General features: G+C 37.2%; 16 protein-coding genes and 1 pseudogene. 12 read left to right on the top strand and 5 right to left on the bottom strand.

From position 1 onward, the window contains the following. Window positions 1-261: 261 nt before the first annotated feature. From ACHOLT_RS17250 to ACHOLT_RS17230, 5 genes and pseudogenes are all read left to right on the top strand, one after another. Window positions 262-540, top strand: coding sequence for a DEAD/DEAH box helicase family protein (locus tag ACHOLT_RS17250; RefSeq protein WP_425803144.1), 279 nt, complete (start codon window positions 262-264; stop codon window positions 538-540). Continuing rightward, window positions 525-2,777 carry a DEAD/DEAH box helicase gene (locus tag ACHOLT_RS17245; protein ID WP_425803141.1) on the top strand — a complete coding sequence of 751 codons (2,253 nt, stop codon included), beginning with the start codon at window positions 525-527 and terminating at the stop codon, window positions 2,775-2,777. Before ACHOLT_RS17250 ends, ACHOLT_RS17245 begins: the two co-directional genes overlap by 16 nt. 53 nt (window positions 2,778-2,830) lie before the next feature. Then, window positions 2,831-3,160: pseudogene (locus ACHOLT_RS17240) on the top strand (transposase); the annotation flags it as partial. 428 nt (window positions 3,161-3,588) lie between these two features. Next, window positions 3,589-5,601 carry a site-specific DNA-methyltransferase gene (locus ACHOLT_RS17235; RefSeq protein ID WP_425803139.1) on the top strand — a complete coding sequence of 671 codons (2,013 nt, stop codon included), beginning with the start codon at window positions 3,589-3,591 and terminating at the stop codon, window positions 5,599-5,601. A 2-nt stretch (window positions 5,602-5,603) separates the two neighbouring features. Next, window positions 5,604-8,162 (top strand): DEAD/DEAH box helicase, encoded by a 2,559-nt coding sequence (locus ACHOLT_RS17230; RefSeq protein WP_425803136.1) that lies wholly within the window; start codon window positions 5,604-5,606, stop codon window positions 8,160-8,162. A 443-nt stretch (window positions 8,163-8,605) separates the two neighbouring features. Here ACHOLT_RS17230 and ACHOLT_RS17225 read toward each other — a convergent pair whose 3' ends face one another. From ACHOLT_RS17225 to ACHOLT_RS17210, 4 genes are all read right to left on the bottom strand, one after another. After that, window positions 8,606-8,917 carry an ATP-binding protein gene (locus tag ACHOLT_RS17225; protein WP_425803133.1) on the bottom strand — a complete coding sequence of 104 codons (312 nt, stop codon included), beginning with the start codon at window positions 8,915-8,917 and terminating at the stop codon, window positions 8,606-8,608. 824 nt (window positions 8,918-9,741) lie between these two features. Beyond that, complete coding sequence (locus tag ACHOLT_RS17220) at window positions 9,742-10,578, bottom strand: FRG domain-containing protein (RefSeq protein ID WP_425803131.1); 837 nt, start codon at window positions 10,576-10,578, stop codon at window positions 9,742-9,744. A gap of 842 nt (window positions 10,579-11,420) precedes the next feature. Further along, window positions 11,421-11,660, bottom strand: a complete 240-nt coding sequence (locus ACHOLT_RS17215; protein WP_425803128.1) for a DUF2922 domain-containing protein — start codon at window positions 11,658-11,660, stop codon at window positions 11,421-11,423. A gap of 34 nt (window positions 11,661-11,694) precedes the next feature. Beyond that, window positions 11,695-11,919, bottom strand: a complete 225-nt coding sequence (locus tag ACHOLT_RS17210) for a DUF1659 domain-containing protein (RefSeq protein ID WP_425803126.1) — start codon at window positions 11,917-11,919, stop codon at window positions 11,695-11,697. A gap of 198 nt (window positions 11,920-12,117) precedes the next feature. On the opposite strand from ACHOLT_RS17210, the gene ACHOLT_RS17205 reads away from it, so the two are divergent. Continuing rightward, a complete protein-coding gene (locus ACHOLT_RS17205; protein WP_425808125.1) occupies window positions 12,118-12,228 on the top strand; it encodes a hypothetical protein in 111 nt (36 codons plus the stop codon). Between the two features lie 126 nt (window positions 12,229-12,354). Then, window positions 12,355-13,191, top strand: a complete 837-nt coding sequence (locus ACHOLT_RS17200; protein WP_425803124.1) for a DUF3102 domain-containing protein — start codon at window positions 12,355-12,357, stop codon at window positions 13,189-13,191. A 190-nt stretch (window positions 13,192-13,381) separates the two neighbouring features. Here ACHOLT_RS17200 and ACHOLT_RS17195 read toward each other — a convergent pair whose 3' ends face one another. After that, entirely contained in the window at window positions 13,382-13,768 is a 387-nt protein-coding gene (locus ACHOLT_RS17195) for a LytR/AlgR family response regulator transcription factor (protein ID WP_425803121.1), read from the bottom strand. Window positions 13,769-13,919: 151 nt separating this feature from the next. Between ACHOLT_RS17195 and ACHOLT_RS17190 the strand changes: the two genes are divergently transcribed. The 5 genes from ACHOLT_RS17190 (at window position 13,920) to ACHOLT_RS17170 (ending at window position 18,863) form a co-directional block, all read left to right on the top strand. Then, window positions 13,920-14,249 carry a helix-turn-helix domain-containing protein gene (locus ACHOLT_RS17190; RefSeq protein WP_425803118.1) on the top strand — a complete coding sequence of 110 codons (330 nt, stop codon included), beginning with the start codon at window positions 13,920-13,922 and terminating at the stop codon, window positions 14,247-14,249. Between the two features lie 239 nt (window positions 14,250-14,488). Next, the gene (locus tag ACHOLT_RS17185) at window positions 14,489-17,179 is read left to right on the top strand and encodes a DNA polymerase III subunit alpha (protein ID WP_425803116.1); all 2,691 of its coding nucleotides are present in this window, start codon (window positions 14,489-14,491) and stop codon (window positions 17,177-17,179) included. Beyond that, complete coding sequence (locus ACHOLT_RS17180; protein ID WP_425803113.1) at window positions 17,180-17,491, top strand: hypothetical protein; 312 nt, start codon at window positions 17,180-17,182, stop codon at window positions 17,489-17,491. It abuts the gene before it with no gap. Window positions 17,492-17,493: 2 nt separating this feature from the next. Continuing rightward, window positions 17,494-18,279 carry a DUF72 domain-containing protein gene (locus ACHOLT_RS17175; RefSeq protein ID WP_425803111.1) on the top strand — a complete coding sequence of 262 codons (786 nt, stop codon included), beginning with the start codon at window positions 17,494-17,496 and terminating at the stop codon, window positions 18,277-18,279. Then, complete coding sequence (locus tag ACHOLT_RS17170; protein ID WP_425803109.1) at window positions 18,276-18,863, top strand: uracil-DNA glycosylase; 588 nt, start codon at window positions 18,276-18,278, stop codon at window positions 18,861-18,863. The genes ACHOLT_RS17175 and ACHOLT_RS17170 overlap by 4 nt, the downstream gene beginning before the upstream one ends. Window positions 18,864-18,967: the final 104 nt, after the last annotated feature.

Genomic DNA, 18,967 nt, shown 5'->3' with positions numbered 1-18,967 from the left:
GATAATAGCTTTCTCAAAATACCCTTATATTTTTAAACTAAAAAAACGTGCTTTTTGCTTCCAGAGACTTTCTTAACGTATATTTTATTGAAATATTTAAGCGATCTAAGAGGAGGCTGAAGACTCCTTTTTAAACAACATAAATGGAATTTTTGTGTAATTTTTTAAAGGATTTTATGGAATATATCGCGAAACACAAGTATTAAGGAAATATTTGTATTTCGCGATATTGTTTGATTGCGATAAGGAGGGAATTTTCTAATGGTAGATTTTCGAAAAAAATTAGGAGCTAAACAAATCGATAGAACAATTCATCCGTGTAAGATTTATGAGAATTTAGATAGAGAAAGTGATAAAGGTCCTCTCAGACCAGTTCAGGAGCAAATATTAAGCGATTGGTATGATAAATATAGAGGGAAAAAAGACGTAATACTTAAACTTCATACAGGTCAAGGAAAAACGTTAATTGGATTATTGATTTTACAATCACGATTAAATCAGAATACCGGACCAGCAATATATTTGTGCCCCGATATTTAGTTGAGCAAACATGTAAACAAGCTCAAAGTTTTGGAATTAACTATTCTGTTATAGTTGATAAACAATTACCCGATGATTTTTTAGATGGAAAGTCTATTCTGATAACAAATATTCAAAAGTTATTTAACGGTGAGACAAAGTTCGAACTGGGGTCTAAATCGATTCCAGTATCAACAATTCTAATAGATGATGCACATGCGTGTATCGACCATATTCGCAATGCATGTAAAATTACACTCAAAAAGAACCAACAACCTTATCTTGATTTATTAACTCTATTTGGTCCGGAGCTAGAAAAACAAGGGGTTGGGACTTATGCTGACATAAAAAATAACGATTATGATGCTTTTTTGACAGTACCGTATTGGGATTGGCAAGATAAAATATCTGAAGTGGCAAAAATTTTATCTGAAAATAAGAGCCTGAAAAATGAAATTAAATATCCTTGGCCTTTACTTAAAGATATTTTAAAAGATTGTCGATGCATTATATCTGGAGATAGCCTTGAAATAGCTCCTTATGGTTTACCACTTAGATTATTTGGTTCTTACAGTAAAGCTGACCATAGAGTTTTTATGTCAGCTACAATAAATGATGATTCATTTTTTATTAAAGGATTAGGGTTAAGTGCAGCTACGGTTGAGAATCCTTTATGTGTCTTAAATGAAAAATGGTCTGGAGAGAAAATGATCCTGATACCTTCTCTTATTGATAATACATTGGAAAGAACGGAAATTGTTAATATCTATGCGAAGCCTAGAACTGATGCAAAATTTGGGGTTGTCGCTTTAACACCTAGCTTTAAAGGGAGTAAGGACTGGGAAAAATACGGAAGTGTAATTACTAATCATGAAAACATTTATTATGAAATAGAAAAATTGAAAAATAAAGATTTTGAGAAAACAGTTATTATCGTAAATAGATATGATGGGATAGATCTTCCTGACCATACCTGTAGAGTATTAGTTTTCGATTCCAAGCCCTTTTCTGAGTCATTAGAAGATAGGTATTTTGAAATGTGTCGTAGTACAAGTGAAATTATTGCAATTAAGCAAGCGCAAATAATTGAACAGGGTTTAGGGAGAGGGGTTAGAGGTGAGAAGGATTATTGTGTCATACTATTAATTGGTACTGAACTTATAAAGATTATCAGAAGTAAAAATACCAGAAAATACTTCTCACAACAAACTAATCTCCAGGTGGAAATAGGATTAGAAATAGCCGATTATGCTAGAGATGATATAAAAAATGGAATATCACCAAGAAACGCTTTATTAAACCTAGTTAATCAATCACTTAATCGTGACGAAGGTTGGAAAGAATTTTATGTTGAAAAAATGAATGAACTGGATTCAACTCTAGTATCAAAGAAAGTATTAGCAATATTTGAAGCAGAGAGAAAAGCTGAAAATGAATACTATAATGGAAATTATGAAGAGGCATGTTCAATAATTCAAAGCCTCATAGATACGCAAATTAAGGATACGCAAGAAAAAGGATGGTACCTTCAAGAATTAGCAAGATATATATATCCTCGTTCTGTTAGTCAGGCTAATGACTATCAAATTTCTGCGCACAAAAAAAATATCAATCTATTTAAGCCAAGAGAAGGTATTTCTATAACGAATATTTCTTCATTAGGTCTAAAAAGAGCTGAAAATATTATTGTTTGGATTCAAACTTTCGAAAGTTTTGATGAACTAAAAATAAATGTGGATAGTATTTTAAGCCAGCTTAGATTTGGAGTGGAGGCAGAGCGATTTGAGCGAGCTTTTGATGATCTAGGTAAAGCGCTTGGATTTATTAGTCAACGCCCGGATAAAGAATGGAATGAAGGACCGGATAATTTATGGAAAGTTAAGGACAACGAGTATTTATTGGTTGAATGCAAAAGTAAAGTAAGTATTAATAGGAGGGAGATTCATAAAGACGAAACGGGTCAAATGAATAATGCTTGCGCTTGGTTTCATAGAAATTACGGAGATGTACCTGTTAAAAGAATTATGATAATACCTACTAAGAAACTTAGTCATGCTACTGGATTTAATCTTGATGTCGAAATTATGAGGGAAAACCTTTTAAGAAAGCTTACCAGTAATGTTGAAAAGTTCTTTATGGAATTTAAATCTTTAGATTTTAAAGATCTTCCTCCAAAGAAATTGCACGAATTTCTTACTCTTCATAATTTAAGGGTAGAAGACTTACTGAAAATGTATTCTGAGCCTCCTAAGTATTAAGAAAAACATAGATGCCTTTAATATAGGGGCTGTGTGAAAACACAGCTAAGATCATTCGAGTATACCAAAGTGAGGATTGTAAAGAGTGTCTGTACCGAGACCGGTGTATAAAGCAGAGCAATAATCCAGATTTTAATAAGCAGATTTACATTAACCGGAGAGGCAATGAGCTTAAAGCAGAGGCTAGGGCCAATCTGACCTACGAATACGGGCTGAAGATGCGTAGATTAAGACCGATTGAGGTGGAGAGTGTCTTTGGAGATATCAAAGGCAATTTTGGCATTCGCCGATTTATTCTCAACGGGTTGGATAAAGTCAAGCTAGAGTGGGGCTTACATTGCATTGACCATAACATGAGAAAAATGGTTGCTGCCAATATATAAGCAGTCAACCATTTATGCATGTGTCCTTGTATGAACTTTTTAAGATTTATGGTTTTTGATAGGGCCGTGGGAAACTAAGTTTCTACACGGTCCCTTGTATTATTATATTTGTTTATACGATATCTCGGGAATGGGAACATATCCGTTCCCGAGGGGATAACATTGTTTACTTTAATTTCAGTAAAATAATTACAAAAATTATCATGCTGAAAGAGTAAACAATGAACCCGAAGACAACAATTAAAGTTGTCATATCGTATAAACCTCCTTATTTAGTTTTCAGTAATATTGTTATAAATTTTTACAAAAATAATACGTTATTTTCTTTTTTTTTGGAAATGGAAGGAATGTTGCAAATACAAGCCGAATATAAACACGAAAGTTTTGTAATCTTTATAAAAAATTCACATCGTATTTAGGAGAATATAATGGAAAAAGAACTAGCTGATAAGTTGATACAAATTCTACAAAGTGGTAAAGATATTCCGCAAGAATATGCACAAATTATTTTCCCGATAGACCATAGGGAATATGAGTTGACTTATAAAGACAAAGCACCAAAAGAAAAGATTCTTTCTGTTGGAGAAGAGCCTCAATCCGTTCCTTTTCAAGTTGAGAAGGAGTTTTCGAGCGGAAAAATAATAGAAGATGACTGGAAGAATTTATTGATTTTCGGTGATAACTTTCAATCATTAAAAACAATATATGAGAATATGGACCCTTTAATTAAAGATAAAATAAAAGGAAAAGTTAAATTAATATATATTGACCCCCCTTTTGCGACTGAAAGTGATTTTATTACAAAAGGGGGCGAAAAAGCATACGCTGATAAAGTAAAAGGATCAGAGTTTATTGAATTTCTTAGAGTAAGATTATTGCTTGCACGTGAAATATTATCAACCGATGGAATAATATGTGTTCATTTGGACTATAGGAAAAAACATTATATAAAAGTAATTATGGATGAAGTTTTCGGGGAAAACAATTTTAAAAATGAGATTGCAGTGAATAGAGTTAAGAAAAATATAAGAGAAAGAAAAATGGTGAAAAAGCTTAATGAAGAATTTGATACGATACTGATGTATTCAAAAACTGAAGATGGGCTAATTTTACCGCCAACAAAAATAGATTATAAAGATGAAAGATGGCATTCTTTTGATGCTTCCGGTTACAGAACTGGTATGGACTATGAATTGTTTGGTGTTGTCCCGTCTTCCTCAAATCATTGGAGATGGGAGAAAGATAAAGCTATAAGAGCAATAAAGAATTATGAAATATGGGAGAACTCTTTTAAAAAGGATGAATCTCTTAATGAATATTGGATAAGAACAGGTAAAAAGAAAAAATTCATTAGAAAAAATGAGGGCTCAGGAAAACCCGAGTATTTTCTACCATCCTCAACGGAAACTTTATGTAATAATCTATGGAACGATATTCCTGCATATGCTTTTACAACTAAATATCCAACTGAGAAAAGCATTAAAATGCTTTCGAGAATTATTGAAATGACAACTCAAAAAGGCGATATCGTTATGGATTTTTTTGCAGGAAGTGGAACTACACTTATATCTGCAGAAACTATGGGAAGAAGATGGATTGGCTGTGATATTGGAAAATTATCAATTTATACTATTCAAAAAAGATTACTTAAATTAAAAAATGGAGCAAACGATTTCTGCCTTGTTAATGCTGGATGCTATAATTTGGAGAGTGTCTTTAATCTAAATAGACAAAAATATTATGATTTCGTTTTAGAACTTTTCCATATTGATAAAGATGTACAAAAAATAAATGGAATACAAGTTGATGGTAAAAGAAGAGGAGACTGGGCCAAGGTATTTGCATATCAAGATTTCTCCGAGACAACAGCCATTAATGAAAGTTATATACAAGATTTGCATAACCAGATCGGTCATAAAATAAAAGATAAATTTTATCTTATTGCACCAGAAGTAAATGTGGATATAATTGGTGATTATTACAAAATAGATAATATTAAATATTATTTACTTCGAATTCCATATCAAGTCATTGCTGATCTTCATAAAATAAAGTTTAAAAAGTTACAACAGCCTAAAAATATCAAAAAAATAAATAAAGTAGAAGACTCCATTGGTTTTTACTTTAATGATATACCCGAAGTCAGAAGCCATATAGAAAAAGTTAATAAAGATATTAAAATTGTAATAGAAAAAGTTACGTCCCCATTCGTTAATGTTAGTGAAGATGATCAATTAGTTAAAGATATTTTGGCAATGGTGTTAATTGATTCGTCAAGTGACACGAACTTTATTATGGAGAAAGTTTTCTTTGCAGATGATATTAAGAATAATGAAAAATACGTAATATTATTACATTATAATGATATCCAAAGTAATAAAATTAAGGTGGTTTATATTGATATATATGGGAATGAGTTTATGGAAGTTTTAGAGGGGTAGCTATGGAAGGAATAAGGAAATTTGATATAAAGAACTTGGTTTTAAGTATTGATAAAAATTACAATAGAGCTGTATTAGATATCGATAGTTGGCAAGACTATCTTGACTGTTTATGTAGTGAAAGAGAATATCAAAAGACTGCTATTAAAACAGCAGTTATTTACCTTATGTCAGCGAAATATAGCTCAATTAATGATCTAGCAGAGGAAAATTATTATTTGAATGAGGATATACGGACAACTTACAAGACACTTCCTCATTTTCTTAGAAGTTTACAAATGCCTAATATTTTATCAGGTGTATTAGATATGGCTACGGGTTCTGGGAAAAGTTTTGTCATATTTGGTATTGCTCAAATTTTAATGTCTATGGGTTTTGTTAAAAGAGTTTTAGTATTATGTCCTTCTCTTACAATAGAGACAGAACTAAATAAAAAGTTTCTTGAACTTATATCTAAAGCTGATTTGCAATCCTACATTCCAGAAAAATTTAAAAAATCTTTAAGAATAACTAATGCAAATAATACAATCAGTGCAAATGATATTTGCATTGAAAACATTCACGCTGTTTATTCTAATACTGAAACTTCCATTGATCAAAGCTTTATAAATAGTGGTTCTGACACTTTAATACTTAGTGATGAAGTTCATCATGCATATAATACATCTAAAGATTCAGATATTAAAAAATGGAAAGAGTTTGTTTTGAATCCGAAATACGGTTTTAAATATCACATTGGATTTACAGGAACTGCTTATTGCGGTGATGATTATTTTAACGATGTATTTTATCGATATTCCCTAAGACAAGCAATCACTGATAAAGTAGTAAAAAGGGTTAATTATGTTGATGAAGAAACACACGAAAACGATTATGAGAAGTTTCAGAAGATACTTCACAATCATAATAAAAGTAAAACCTTATATTCAGGGTTAAAACCGTTATCTATTATTGTTACAAGTGATATTAACAGTGCAAAAATACTATATGAGGATTTTGTAGACTTTTTAGTATCCTTTACTAATGATAATAAAGAAAATGTCAAGAACAAGGTGCTTATTGTAACATCACATAAAGACCACAAAGCTAATGTACAGAAACTTCCATTGGTGGATGATAAAAATAATCCTATCGAATGGATTATTTCTGTATCCATGCTGACAGAGGGATGGGATGTGCAGAACGTTTTTCAAGTTGTTCCGTGGGAAGATAGGGCTTTTAATTCAAAACTACTTATTGCTCAAGTTCTAGGACGTGGGTTACGTATACCTAAAGGAATGAATACACAACCATCTGTAAGAGTATTTAATCATTCGTCGTGGAGTAAAAATATAAGGAAAATTGTTGATGAAATACTAGAAAATGAAGCTAGTATTACTAGCTCAATTATACAATCTGGAACTAGGGCACAATACAATTTTTTATTGTATAAGTTAAACTTTGATAAAGTTGAACAGCCTAAGTTTAATGAGAATTATGATGAAGTAGAAACGTTTGATATAAGCCAACCTTTAGCATTAATTACTCAAGACGAAAGAGTCTTAAAATCTATTTCTTACATTGATACTTCTAATAAAATAGAAAACGTTGATTATCAAATATTTAAAGAAACAAAAACTATAACAGAAGTAGCTGCGGCTATAGTGAACCAATACAAAAGAAGAGAAAAGGAAGCAAATATTCGGAACCTTAATAATGAATTGGTTTTTAACAATGGGGAAACTGAAATGGATCGGCTACCTTCTTATGATGAGATAGTTGCATTTATTAAGGCTTCGATGGAATCTGCAAATATCAAAGGTGATAAATTAACTTATGCAAATATCGAAAAAATCAATGGTAAGTTTACTGGACTATTACGCAAAAAAAGGTCATCAGCTGGATTTGTGAATAAAGTAAATGCCCCTGAAGAAATTAAGACTAATCAAATGGCTAAATCGAGCGATAGATATACTGCTGTAAAGAATGGTATGGTTGTTTATTATTCATCGGATTATAAAAAAGAACTATCTCAAGAGGAACTTGAGATTTTAGAGTTCTTTAGCAATGAGCTACCGGGAAAACAGATGAAAGAAATTAATGTCTATAATTTTAAGACGCCCTCAAGTGTAGTAGTGGCTAACAAAGAACCAGAGACTAAGTTTATAGAATTACTCACTAGGACAAGTATTGCTGGACGGATTGATGCTTGGATAAAATCGCGAGATACTGGCTTTTATTCGTTGAAATATATATTAAAACGAGGAAGTAGACCAAAAGAGTTTAATCCAGATTTCTTTATTAAGATTGGTGATAATATAGCTGTAATTGAGACAAAGGCTGATAATGATGTTAGTAAAGAGAATTATTCTAAAATGGTAGATGCTAGAAAATACTTTTCGTTACTTAATGAAGAAATGAAGAAAACTAATAAAAATGTCCGTTATGCTTTTAATATCCTTACCCCGAAATCATACCCGGATTTTGAGGGGAAGATTCTTGATGGAACCTATTTTAACGGTTTTAATAGCGAACTTGAAATAAAATTACTTGAAGCATTTAATAATAAAAATGATAATTAAGTTTTAAAAGCATACAAATTTCTTGAGTACGTATTTCTAAAATTCTAGTTATCCTTGTTTATGGCAAGATGTATAATATCTTAGGGAATTAAAAAATCATCACCACCCGTCCAACGGGTGGTTTGTTCTGAGGCTATAAGCCTCTGTTACCGACCCGCACCTAAAGGCGCTGGCTTTCACATTCGTTCAAGCTACCTTGTTTTTGCCGCTTTTGCTGCCCCTGAGGGGGCATTTGTATTACTGGCTACCCCTTAAAGTGCGAACGTCAAGAAAAAAGTAAGCCATTCGCCAGAAAAATATTGAGCCACTAACGCCAGTAAAAAAGTGAGCCATATTGCGAAAAACGCTGGGAAAATATCGAGCCACTTATGGTTAAGAATATGCGCCTGTAAAATCGGAAGGGCGTAGCCCAAATGGAGATTTTACAGGCGCGGCGCCCGTCTTTAGTCTGTTCTAACCTCCTGCGTTTTTGTCAGGGTTTGTTCTAGTCGGTAGGAATCCTTCACATTCATGTTTAAAATATGGGACCGGAAAGCGACTCGGTCAATTAACGCGGCAACCATGATTTCGTTTTCAAATAACTCCGTCCATCTTGAGAATTCAAGATTGGTGGTTATAATTAGGCTCGCTCTTTCAGAGCGTTCCGATATGACCTGGAATAGCATCTCGGATTGGTGACGGTTAAAAGTGAGATAGCTGAGTTCATCGATGATCAGCAAATCAACTTTAGAGAGACTTTTTTCTAACTTGGACAAACGCCTTAAAACTTTCTAGATTTAATTGGAAGCTACATGAGTAAAAAGAAAATGATTAAGCGTTCTTAAGATAATCTAAAAAGCAGAGATAAAAATCTCTGCTCAGTTTACACTGGTTTTTGCTTTTTTTGTATCCACTAAGTTATTTGACGCTTACGAATTAAATCACTTTTGATTGGAACTTCAAAGGTAGATGCATTACGAAGCTTCTTAAAAGCACAAGAGAATTCCGGGGTGTTATTTAATTTAGACGAAGCTTATATCGTATGCTGACGGGGTCCACGACTTACCTTTGCTAACGCTGGTTGGGCACCCGGTGGCAGTGAATCCGGATTATGAGCTACAAAAAGAAGCACAAAGCAGAGGTTGGGAAATAATTTGCGATGGTTGATGCCTTTCAATCAGCTTAAGCCTCTTCACACCCTTCGCCTCCGTTTTGGCCTAAAGGAATCAGCTCCCTGCTTTGCCAAGTAAGCTCCTCTCGAAGTGATTATACAAACAACCTTGCGCCGTTTTTTTAGCTTATTCCGTACATCATCAACGAGGGTTAATACCCGCCGGTTGCGCCTTGTGCCTTGCTAAGTTCAAGAAGAACATGCGGCTTGAAATAGTCGCCTTGATAAAGCCTAGCCAGCAGTCAAGTACCGAGTCTTACAATTTCCCGCTTTCCAAAAGAAGGCCACTTTCGAGGCTTGGTGAGCTGGTTGGGGTGAAGAGAGATACTGATTGACGAAGTTTGATACCATATTCACCACGCTGGGAGCGTCGGAGGGGTACGTATTCCAGGACACAATGAACAAGCAATTTCAGCTGACTTTTTCAGTTTAATGTGGAATAGTATACCTTGGAATAGTAAGTCTCATGTTACATAAAAGGGATGCTCCGAATAAATCAGAAAATAATATACTAGAATTAATGTTCATTCTATTTAATGATAAAAGTATATTTTCGATATTATTCTTTCTGTTCCTTTTATAAGGTATATTAAATTTAAATAATGCAAATTCACGTTCTTCTCCTTTGAATAAATTTTTAATTATTGCTTCAATGTTTGTATTAGGTGGTATCTTAATAAAAGAACCATTTTGATTAATCAGTCTTGGATTATCATCCATAAGGGGACTAATAAATTCTATTTTATTTGAATCATCCAAATTATTTTCAGCTAATTTGTCTTTAATTTTATTTTTATTAATTGCATAAATTGAAAATGACTCTTTCAACATATCTTCATCGGAAAGATTTAAAAAAGGAATTTCGTGTAAAGCAAAGAAAGTTGCTATGTAAGGTGAGGTTGTCCAATCAAGAAGAGGGGTAGCCAAACCATAATGTTGGCCTAATGCCCAATACTCATCATCAGTTAATTCTTTTGGAAAGGACCCACGTCTGCCCCTAATAGCATACTTGAAACCTGTAAAATGTTTTTCTACCAAATCATATCTATAATAGCTATTATTTGATGTTATCAAACGGTCTAAAGTAGAATCTAGTACCCAGCTTGATTTACGTTGACCTCTCCATAAAAAGGCATTAAAATCAAAAGCTTTATTATTATCCAAGATATTAATAAAATCTTCCCAAGAATTCAAATCATAAGAAGCAATACCATCTTGATTTAGTTTATAGAGGAAATCTTTCTTAATTGAAAACTTACCTTTCAAACTATTACACCTCCATATCATAATATTATTCTTTTTTGATAGTTTAACTCCTTCTAATACAGACATTAAATCTAACGGTCAAATTGATCTATAGCTAACACAGGAATTTCGTGCGAAAGGCTGGAGTAATGGGTATCGTGTTAACTTGGGGAGAAGTCCCAATCGGAGACTCAATTTGTGCAAACCTACCAGAGGAACCACATCGCCCTCTCGAACGAGTGTGAAACTGAGCGCGATTCTTCTTAAACAAACTAGGGCTAGAACAGAATAATTCTCGTGGAGTCGAAGCTACATCTGGATACGAATTCCGGCAAGTAGGTGATTACAACATTTGGGCAACAATCCGGACACCTCAACGAAGGCAAATCACCCGCCAGGAGCGTTGGGGACGTGATACGTTAAGACGCTCTGTTTCCATATCCCCCGGCCACATCCAGGGATATTTATTCGGTCTAAGTAGGTTACATCATAACGTCCAACATTCCGGACACATCGTCAAGGGTGAATTGGGTGCCGAGAGCGTTAGCGGCGTGGGGGATAGGGTCTGATATTTAAATTATTTGGAGGATGAACAAATGACAACAATAACCGATGAGTTCATGAAGCAAATGATTTCCACCACGAAGAATTAGAGAGACCGAATTAAAATATACTGAACGACGAAATCGGGAAAAATAGAACTTTGTACGCCCCGGAAAAGATATGACAGAAGATCAAACATGGAGCATAACAGTAAAATAAAAAGTAATATACGATGCGCTGGTATATGCCGGCGCTTAGTTTGCCTTACTACAAGTTAGGCGAGAAGTGGCGGCCACGCGGCCGCCATTCTTTCACTCTACCTAAATTTGCGGCGGATCGTAGAGATCGTTGGTCGTGGTATCAATAACCCTGATATCCCGTTTTCCGGTTAGCGCGCCGCTGGACGTAAAGAATATATTTTTCTGAACAATCGTATCCATAACGGCCTCGGCCTCAGCCTTCTGCAGGTCTTCCTTCGGATCGGGGATGTTGATTGAATACGTTTTGCCGCCGGCAGTCGTAAAAGTTAACCTTAACACCTTATTTGTTGTAATGGCCATCGTATTACCTCCTTTTCAGTAAATTTTTGGATGGTTACTGATTGAGCAGCTCAAAGTTTTTCTTCAGGAGCACGTTTATCACCGGATGCTGCCCCAGACTGAATAAAGCTGTCGCCACATCATAAACATCTTGTTCCGTGGCGTCAGCTTTCACATCATTCAGGCTTTTCTGCCTGATCTCCGGGCCGCCGGCGGGCGTGGTCCCGGACTGGTATCTTATAACCACCGTCGAACTTAGAGGCGTCGCACTTACCGCCATTCTCCTCACATCCTTTCTTCCGTATTGACCGGCCGCGTCGAATTCAGCCTGTCCGTTTATCTTATGAGCCTGCTTGTCCGGAGGTTACTAAATCAACTTCCTTTTTTAGTTGAGGAGCATTAAAGAAAAAGCCAATCTCATTTGGGTTACCGCCGATAAACTCACCGACCCCACAAACCTCATGAATACGGGGAAGTCATTCTGCCGCGGACCGTTATCCGCCGCTTTGACTGTATTCTGGAGAATACCAAAGATGCTGTGGTGCAGAAGAATAAAGAGCTACATCAAAGAGTCCAAGGAAAAAGATGATGAAACAGCCTGTCCCAGATTCGAATGCGCATTCGAATCTGGGACAGGCATGTTTATATGAGGTTTGTCACATTCGTGAGCCTGGCCACATATTCTGTGAATAAAGTAACAGAAAGGACAGGTAGTATGAATGACTTGCTAACCGATCGCACGTCGCCTGTGATCGCGGCTGAAATAAATACAATCAGACACCAGACCGGGAAAATCCTCCTTGCCGGTGCCATCGAGATCGGCCGCCGCCTGAAGGAGGCCAAGGACCTGCTTCCGTATGGGGAATGGGGCAAGTGGCTGGAGGAGTCGGTAAGCTATTCCCAGAAAACGGCCGAAAAACTGATGCGTGTCTTCGATGCCTACGGAACCCAACAGCCCGCCTCACTCGATGCCGGCCCGCAGGCGCAAGCGCTGCCGAATTTGAATTATTCCCAGGCTTTTATCCTCTTAGGAGTTCCAGAGGAAGAGCGGGCGCAGTTCATCGCGGAGATTGATGTCGAAAGCATGTCTACCCGTGAGCTGCAAAAGGCGGTTAATGATCGGAATCAGGCCGTTAAGGAGCGGGACCAGGCCCTTCAGGAAAAAGCGAATCTCCAGAAAGCCCTGGATGACCAAGTCAGCAAAATAACCCTGCTGACCAATGAGTGCGACAACCTGAAGACTAAGGCAGAAGAGTTAAGTAAGTCCCAAACTGAGATCGAGACCAAGGCCGGGAATCTGCGGTCGGAGTTGAGTTCGATCAAGCAAAGCACATCTTACGAGGCCGTCCAAAGGATGAGCAAGAACCTTACTGCTGCGCACATCAAGGCGTGCGCTAATAAAATCGCCTTTTTATACGAGAGCTTGGACAGAACATTCAAGGAACTGATATGGGAGTTGAGTGAGTTCGCTGCAAAGGATCCGGATACGTATGAAGCGTATAGAAGTAAGGTTATTGATTTTTTAGCGAGAGGATTGAAAGAGAAAATGTGACAGGTTATAAAGGCTATAAATGCCGAAATTGCCATCTGAGAATAAAGCCGGCCAAGTCAGCCAAGGCCCTATCAGGTTCAATCGAAATCTTTTTTGTATTCTCAAGGCAGACCATTGCCCGCTTTGCCGAAAGTCCCTGCAACTGAAAATGGAAAATATACTGATATGGAAACAGATGTCCTGGCTTTGATTACGCCTTCTTGGCCAGAACTTTGTCTAGTATAGCATCAATATGCTCCTGGGTACCGGGCTTGCATACTACTTGTAAAGGCTGGACCTGCATGAATTGATCGTGATCATCTGCAGATGTCACGAACACTATGCTGCATGTTGACATGGAATCGGATTGCCGTATTTGTTTGGCGGTTTCGAGACCAGTCAGCTTTTTCATGCTGTTATCAAGAAAAAGAAGGTCAAAAATCATACTATGCTTATTAAGTTCTTCGAGAAGCTCTTCACCACTGCCAAATTGGTGAATATCAAATAAAAACCCCTTTTCTTCTTCATATATATGAATGAATGCCTCCAATAACTGACGACACAACGGCCTGTCATCGCAAATACCGATAGTAAACAAAACATCTCCTCCAAAGCCTATTTTAGATACAACTAAAAAGGTATTGGAACCATTATATATCTATAAAAATACAAATACAAGTGTATAAATACCCTTATACTTTGTTAAGAATTATATTCATAATTGATAAAGTTAAACAGGGTGATAAGATTTGGAGATTGATTACAAAGAATTAGGTGAACGGATTGCGAAAAGGCGCAAGGTGTTGAACCTGACCCAGGATGACGTCGCAGAAGCCACGGGACTTAGCAACAACCACATTTCCAATATAGAAAACAATCATTCTATTCCCAGCATCGAAACATTGATTAAAATATGTGAGGCCCTCGACATCACACCGGATTATTTCCTGCTGGGTATTATCAAACACACGAATGACAGTCTACTTTCTCAAATTAATCAAAAAATCAAGCTGTGCGATGAGAAAAAGCTGGAATTGGTTGATCATTTCATAACGTGGGTAGTTGATGAAAAATTATAGTTTCAGGAAAAGTGCGAACTGCACTTTTTTTATTTATAGGCTTTAGCCTGTTTCGTACACGAAGTGTGCGAAACAATAAACCACCTGCTATGCGGGTGAGGAACAAAAGCTTATTGCATCAGTACCCTATTTGTTTAACTTTGGCTATATTTTGGTACATCAATAGCTAGTCGACGTTTTTCTAATACAAGCTTTACCCAAGACAAATCCAGTAATCACCAATGACAATAAACCGAATAATGAGTAGAATAAGAACAAATGTTCTGTTCGAAAGATTGGTGATTATGATCAATAGTAATCCATTTGTTCACTTACATGTATATACGGAATATAGTTTGCTGGACTCTACCTGCCGGCTTGAAGCCCTATTTAAAAAAACAAAGTCGCTCGGTATGAATGCCCTTGCCATTACGGATAAAAATACAATAAGCGGTGTTCTGCGTTTTCATCAATTATCTGAAAAATATGGCATACATCCTGTTGTTGGTTGCGAAATGAAGATTTCTGAAGATGAAACTCTGGTATTATTGGCGGCAAACAGTGATGGTTATGAGCTTCTTGTGAAATGGCTTAACTCCGGTTTTCCTCTTCAGCCTGCTTTACAGGGAGAAATCATAGCTTTATGCGGAGGAAATAGCGGCGCTATCTATAACTTTTTAAAGAAGGGTGACAATCTTCTTGCTGAAGAAATGGCTCTGAAATATGCCGGTTGGTTTGGAAAAGGTAATTTCTATCTTGAGCTTCAGCATTATAATCTTACGGCTGATAGGATCCTGGTTAAAAAAACTGCTGAACTTTCTCAAAAAACCGGTATTCCTCTGGTTGCTACTCACCGCATTCAATACCTTGAACCTGAAGATGCAAATGTTTTAAATATCCTGAATGAACTAATTCATGAGAGAACAGCAACAGGTCACTTTTATCTTCCTTCATCAGAAGAGATGATGGAAAAATTCCGTGATTATCCTGAAGCACTTAAAAACACATTTCTCATTGCAGAACGCTGTAAATTGGATGGAAAGCTTAAAATAGCCTTACTTCCGCATTTTCCGGTCCCTGAAAATGAAAATGAAGAAAGGTTTTTAAGGAAAATCTGCTTTGAAAATCTGAGGGAACGCTTTAACTTTGAAATTCTCGATAGTATTCAAAAGCAGAGCATAATCGTGCAATTAAATCACGAACTTGACGTCATCATGAAACGGGGGCTGTCTTCCTATTTTCTGATGGTATGGGATATAGTCAATTTTGCACGGAAAAGCAACATTCCTGTCGGGCCGGGAAGGGGCTCTGCTGCGGGCAGTCTTGCAGCCTTTTTATTAGGAATAACACAGGTGAATCCAATCCTGCACAAATTATCCTTTGAGCGGTTTTTAAGTCTGGACCGTGACCATCTGCCCGATATTGACCTTGATGTATGCCAGAGAAGGCGCCCTGAAATACTTGCCTATATTAAAGAAAAGTATGGCCAGGATAATGTAGTCCATCTGGGAGTTTTGAATACTTTCGGTACCCGCGGAGCCATCCGGAAAGCAGGGGCCTTTTTAAATCTCAAGCAGCAAGCGGGTCTGATTGCCAAGCTCCTTCCGGCTTTCAGTGGAACAGGCGGCATTCGCCATTGCCTTGAAACATTACCGGAGCTTCAGAAGCTTTCGGTAAACAGGGAACCTTATAAATCGTTATTTTATTTCGCTGAAAAAATAGAGGGTTTACCCAATAATCACTCAAGCCATCCTTCGGGTATTTTAATGGGTGACGAGAAGCTTAGCCGTGTTATACCCATTACAAGAAGGCCTGATGGAAATCCTATGACCCCTTTTAATAAAGATGATATCCAACAGCTTGGCTTATTAAAATTGGATCTCCTCGGGCTGCGAAATTTGACAATAATAGAAGACACTCTTCAGTCTGTGCACAGGCTCAGAGGCAGCAGAATAGAGCTGAAAAACATACGGCTGGATGACCCTGAAACCTTTAAAACAATGGCAATAGGGGATACACTTGGCTGTTTTCAACTGGAAAGCATGGGAATCAGATATTTAATGAGAAAAATGCAGCCCAAAAACCTTGAGGAACTTGCCTTATTGCTGGCTTTATACCGTCCGGGTGCCTGGCAGTGTGGAATTGCTGAGACCTATCTTAATCGGAGAAATGGGAAAGAAGATATTCAATTCATGTGTCCCGAAATGGAAGCGATCTTGTCTTCAACCTGCGGTTTAATCATCTACCAGGAACAGATCATGGAAATTGCCAATGTTATTGCCGGATATACAATGGGAGAAGCCGATTTACTCAGACGAGCACTCACCAAAAAACAGGCTGATTCTCTGACCGGACACCGGAACAGATTTGTTTCAGGGGCTGTGAAAAAAGGTCATACCGAGAAAAAGGCGAGTGAGATATTTGATTTTCTGGCAAACTTCGCAGGTTACAGCTTTAATAAGGCTCATAGCATCTCTTATGCCTATATTTCGTATTGGACTGTTTATTTAAAAGCCCACTATCCCAAGGAATATATGGCTGCTTTACTCAGTCTGGAAGGAGGCTACTACGATAAAACAGTCTATATCCGTGAAACTAAAAAAATGGACATTCTTTTGTTTGGTCCCGATGTAAACAGGAGCTGTATAGGCTTTCAGCCCGAAGAAGCTGGGATTCGTATCAGGATAAACATGATTAAGGGCTGCGGTATCCAAACGACAGAAGCACTGCTGCATTGCCTGCAAAAACAGGGTGAATTCAGATCGTTTCAGGATTTTATAGACAAAATGAAACGATTGCATATAAAGCATCCGGTTCTCAAGGTGCTGATCAATGCAGGGGCATGTGATGAACTTGAAGAGTATTCAAATGAAGACTATTCTGAAAAGGAAAAAAGAAAACTCGAAAAAGAGCTTCTTGGGTTTTCATTGAAGCCATTCCCACAGGATTAATTGAAGAATTTCTGCGAAAAATATCAAATAATACCTATAAAAAGTCTGCACGATCTATCTGGCAATAAAAGAGTCAGGATATCAGGTGCAATCATCCATTTAAGGCGGCAGCCCACAAACAGCGGGGAATATATCCTATGTCTGGTCGTACAGGATCATTCTGAAATGGTGGAAGTCGTGATTTATCCCAAAGTTTATAAAACCTTCTTATATGAATTAAATCCGAAGGGCATAATAGTTGAAGGAATTCTTCGCAAAGAGGATATGTCACTATCTGTAACAGCTGAAAAAATAAAATCACTTGGAGGCTAATTGTGCTTTTTATCGGAACTGCAGGATATAGCTATGAAGATTGGAGGGGCATATTTTATCCGGAAAATCTGGATAAAAAAGAAATGCTTGGCTTTTATGCCCGCGAATTTAATTTTACCGAAGTCAATACAACCTATTATAAAATGCCCAACCGGTTTATGTTATACCATATGCAGGAAAAAACACCGGAAGGATTTCAATTTGTGATTAAGGCCCATCGGGAAATGACCCATAAGCGGGAAGATAACGAGCAGCGGTTTACCGAATTCAAGGAAGCATTAAAGCCGATGGTGGAGGCCGGTAAGCTTGGATGTGTGCTGGCCCAGTTCCCAACAAGTTTTCGGAACAAGGATGAGAACAGGGATTATTTACGATACTTTAAGGAACAGATGGGAGATATTCCTGTCGTTATAGAATTTCGTCATAAAGAATGGATCCAGGAAAATGTCTTTAGTCTTTTGGAAGATGAAGAGCTGGGGTATGTTTGTGTCGACGAACCCCGGTTTAAGACCCTTGTCCCGCCTGAAGTCAGAGCAACCAGCCGGATTGGGTATGTGCGCTTTCACGGACACAATTATAAAAAATGGTGGCATCATGAAGAAACCCATGAGCGGTACGATTACCTTTATACGGAAGAGGAATTGAATGACTGGGCTCCCCGGATACAAAAGCTATCGACAAGAACCGAAAAGACCTTTGTCAGTATGAATAATCATTACCGCGCACAAGCTGCAATCAACGGCCGTATGCTGCGGGAACTGATTGAAAATGTAGGTGTGTTCCCATGACGGATGAGAAAGTATGGCTTGATGATGTTAATGATCTTGGAACATTGAAAAATGTTTGTATGAAAACATTTTTTCCTGCAGCTGATGAGAAGCTGGTTTTTGGCGAGGGACCGGGAAATGCCAGTTTCATGATAATAGGCGAGGCTCCCGGAGAAGAAGAGGCAAAATCAGGCCGACCGTTCGTTGGAAATTCGGGAAGGTTGCTTAATAAATACCTGGAGGAAGCAGAAATTGCAAGAGATCATGTTTATATAACCAATATACTTAAGACAAGGCCGCCTGGAAACCGGAAACCTAAAAACTCTGAGATGAGTCAGGCTTTGCCTTTTCTGGAACGCCAAATTCAGCTGGTAAGGCCGAAAATAATAGTATGTCTTGGTAGTACGGCTGTTCAGGCGATTGTTGATCCCAAGGCCAAGATAACTGAGCTTCGCGGGACCTGGGTGGAAAGGGGCAACTTTAAAATAATGCCTACCTTTCATCCTTCTGCCGTTTTTCGTGATGAAGGGAAGAGGCAATTGTTGAAAAGAGATTTAATTGAAGCAGGTAATATGCTAAAACGCATAATTCCTCAATCAGTTTAAGCTGTACCTTATTAAAGAATTTCAGCGCCTGAAGGAAAATAATTGAACTCTATTCAAACCAAATTCTCATCAAATTTTAATCTTCAACTAAGTACGGTCTAATC

Origin of the sequence: Desulfitobacterium nosdiversum (assembly GCF_049860565.1) — a bacterium.
In the GTDB taxonomy this organism is placed as follows: Bacteria; Bacillota; Desulfitobacteriia; order Desulfitobacteriales; family Desulfitobacteriaceae; genus Desulfitobacterium_A; species Desulfitobacterium_A nosdiversum.
The sequence above is the reverse complement of the archived record's forward strand: the minus strand, read 5'-3'. Positions and strand labels throughout refer to the sequence as shown.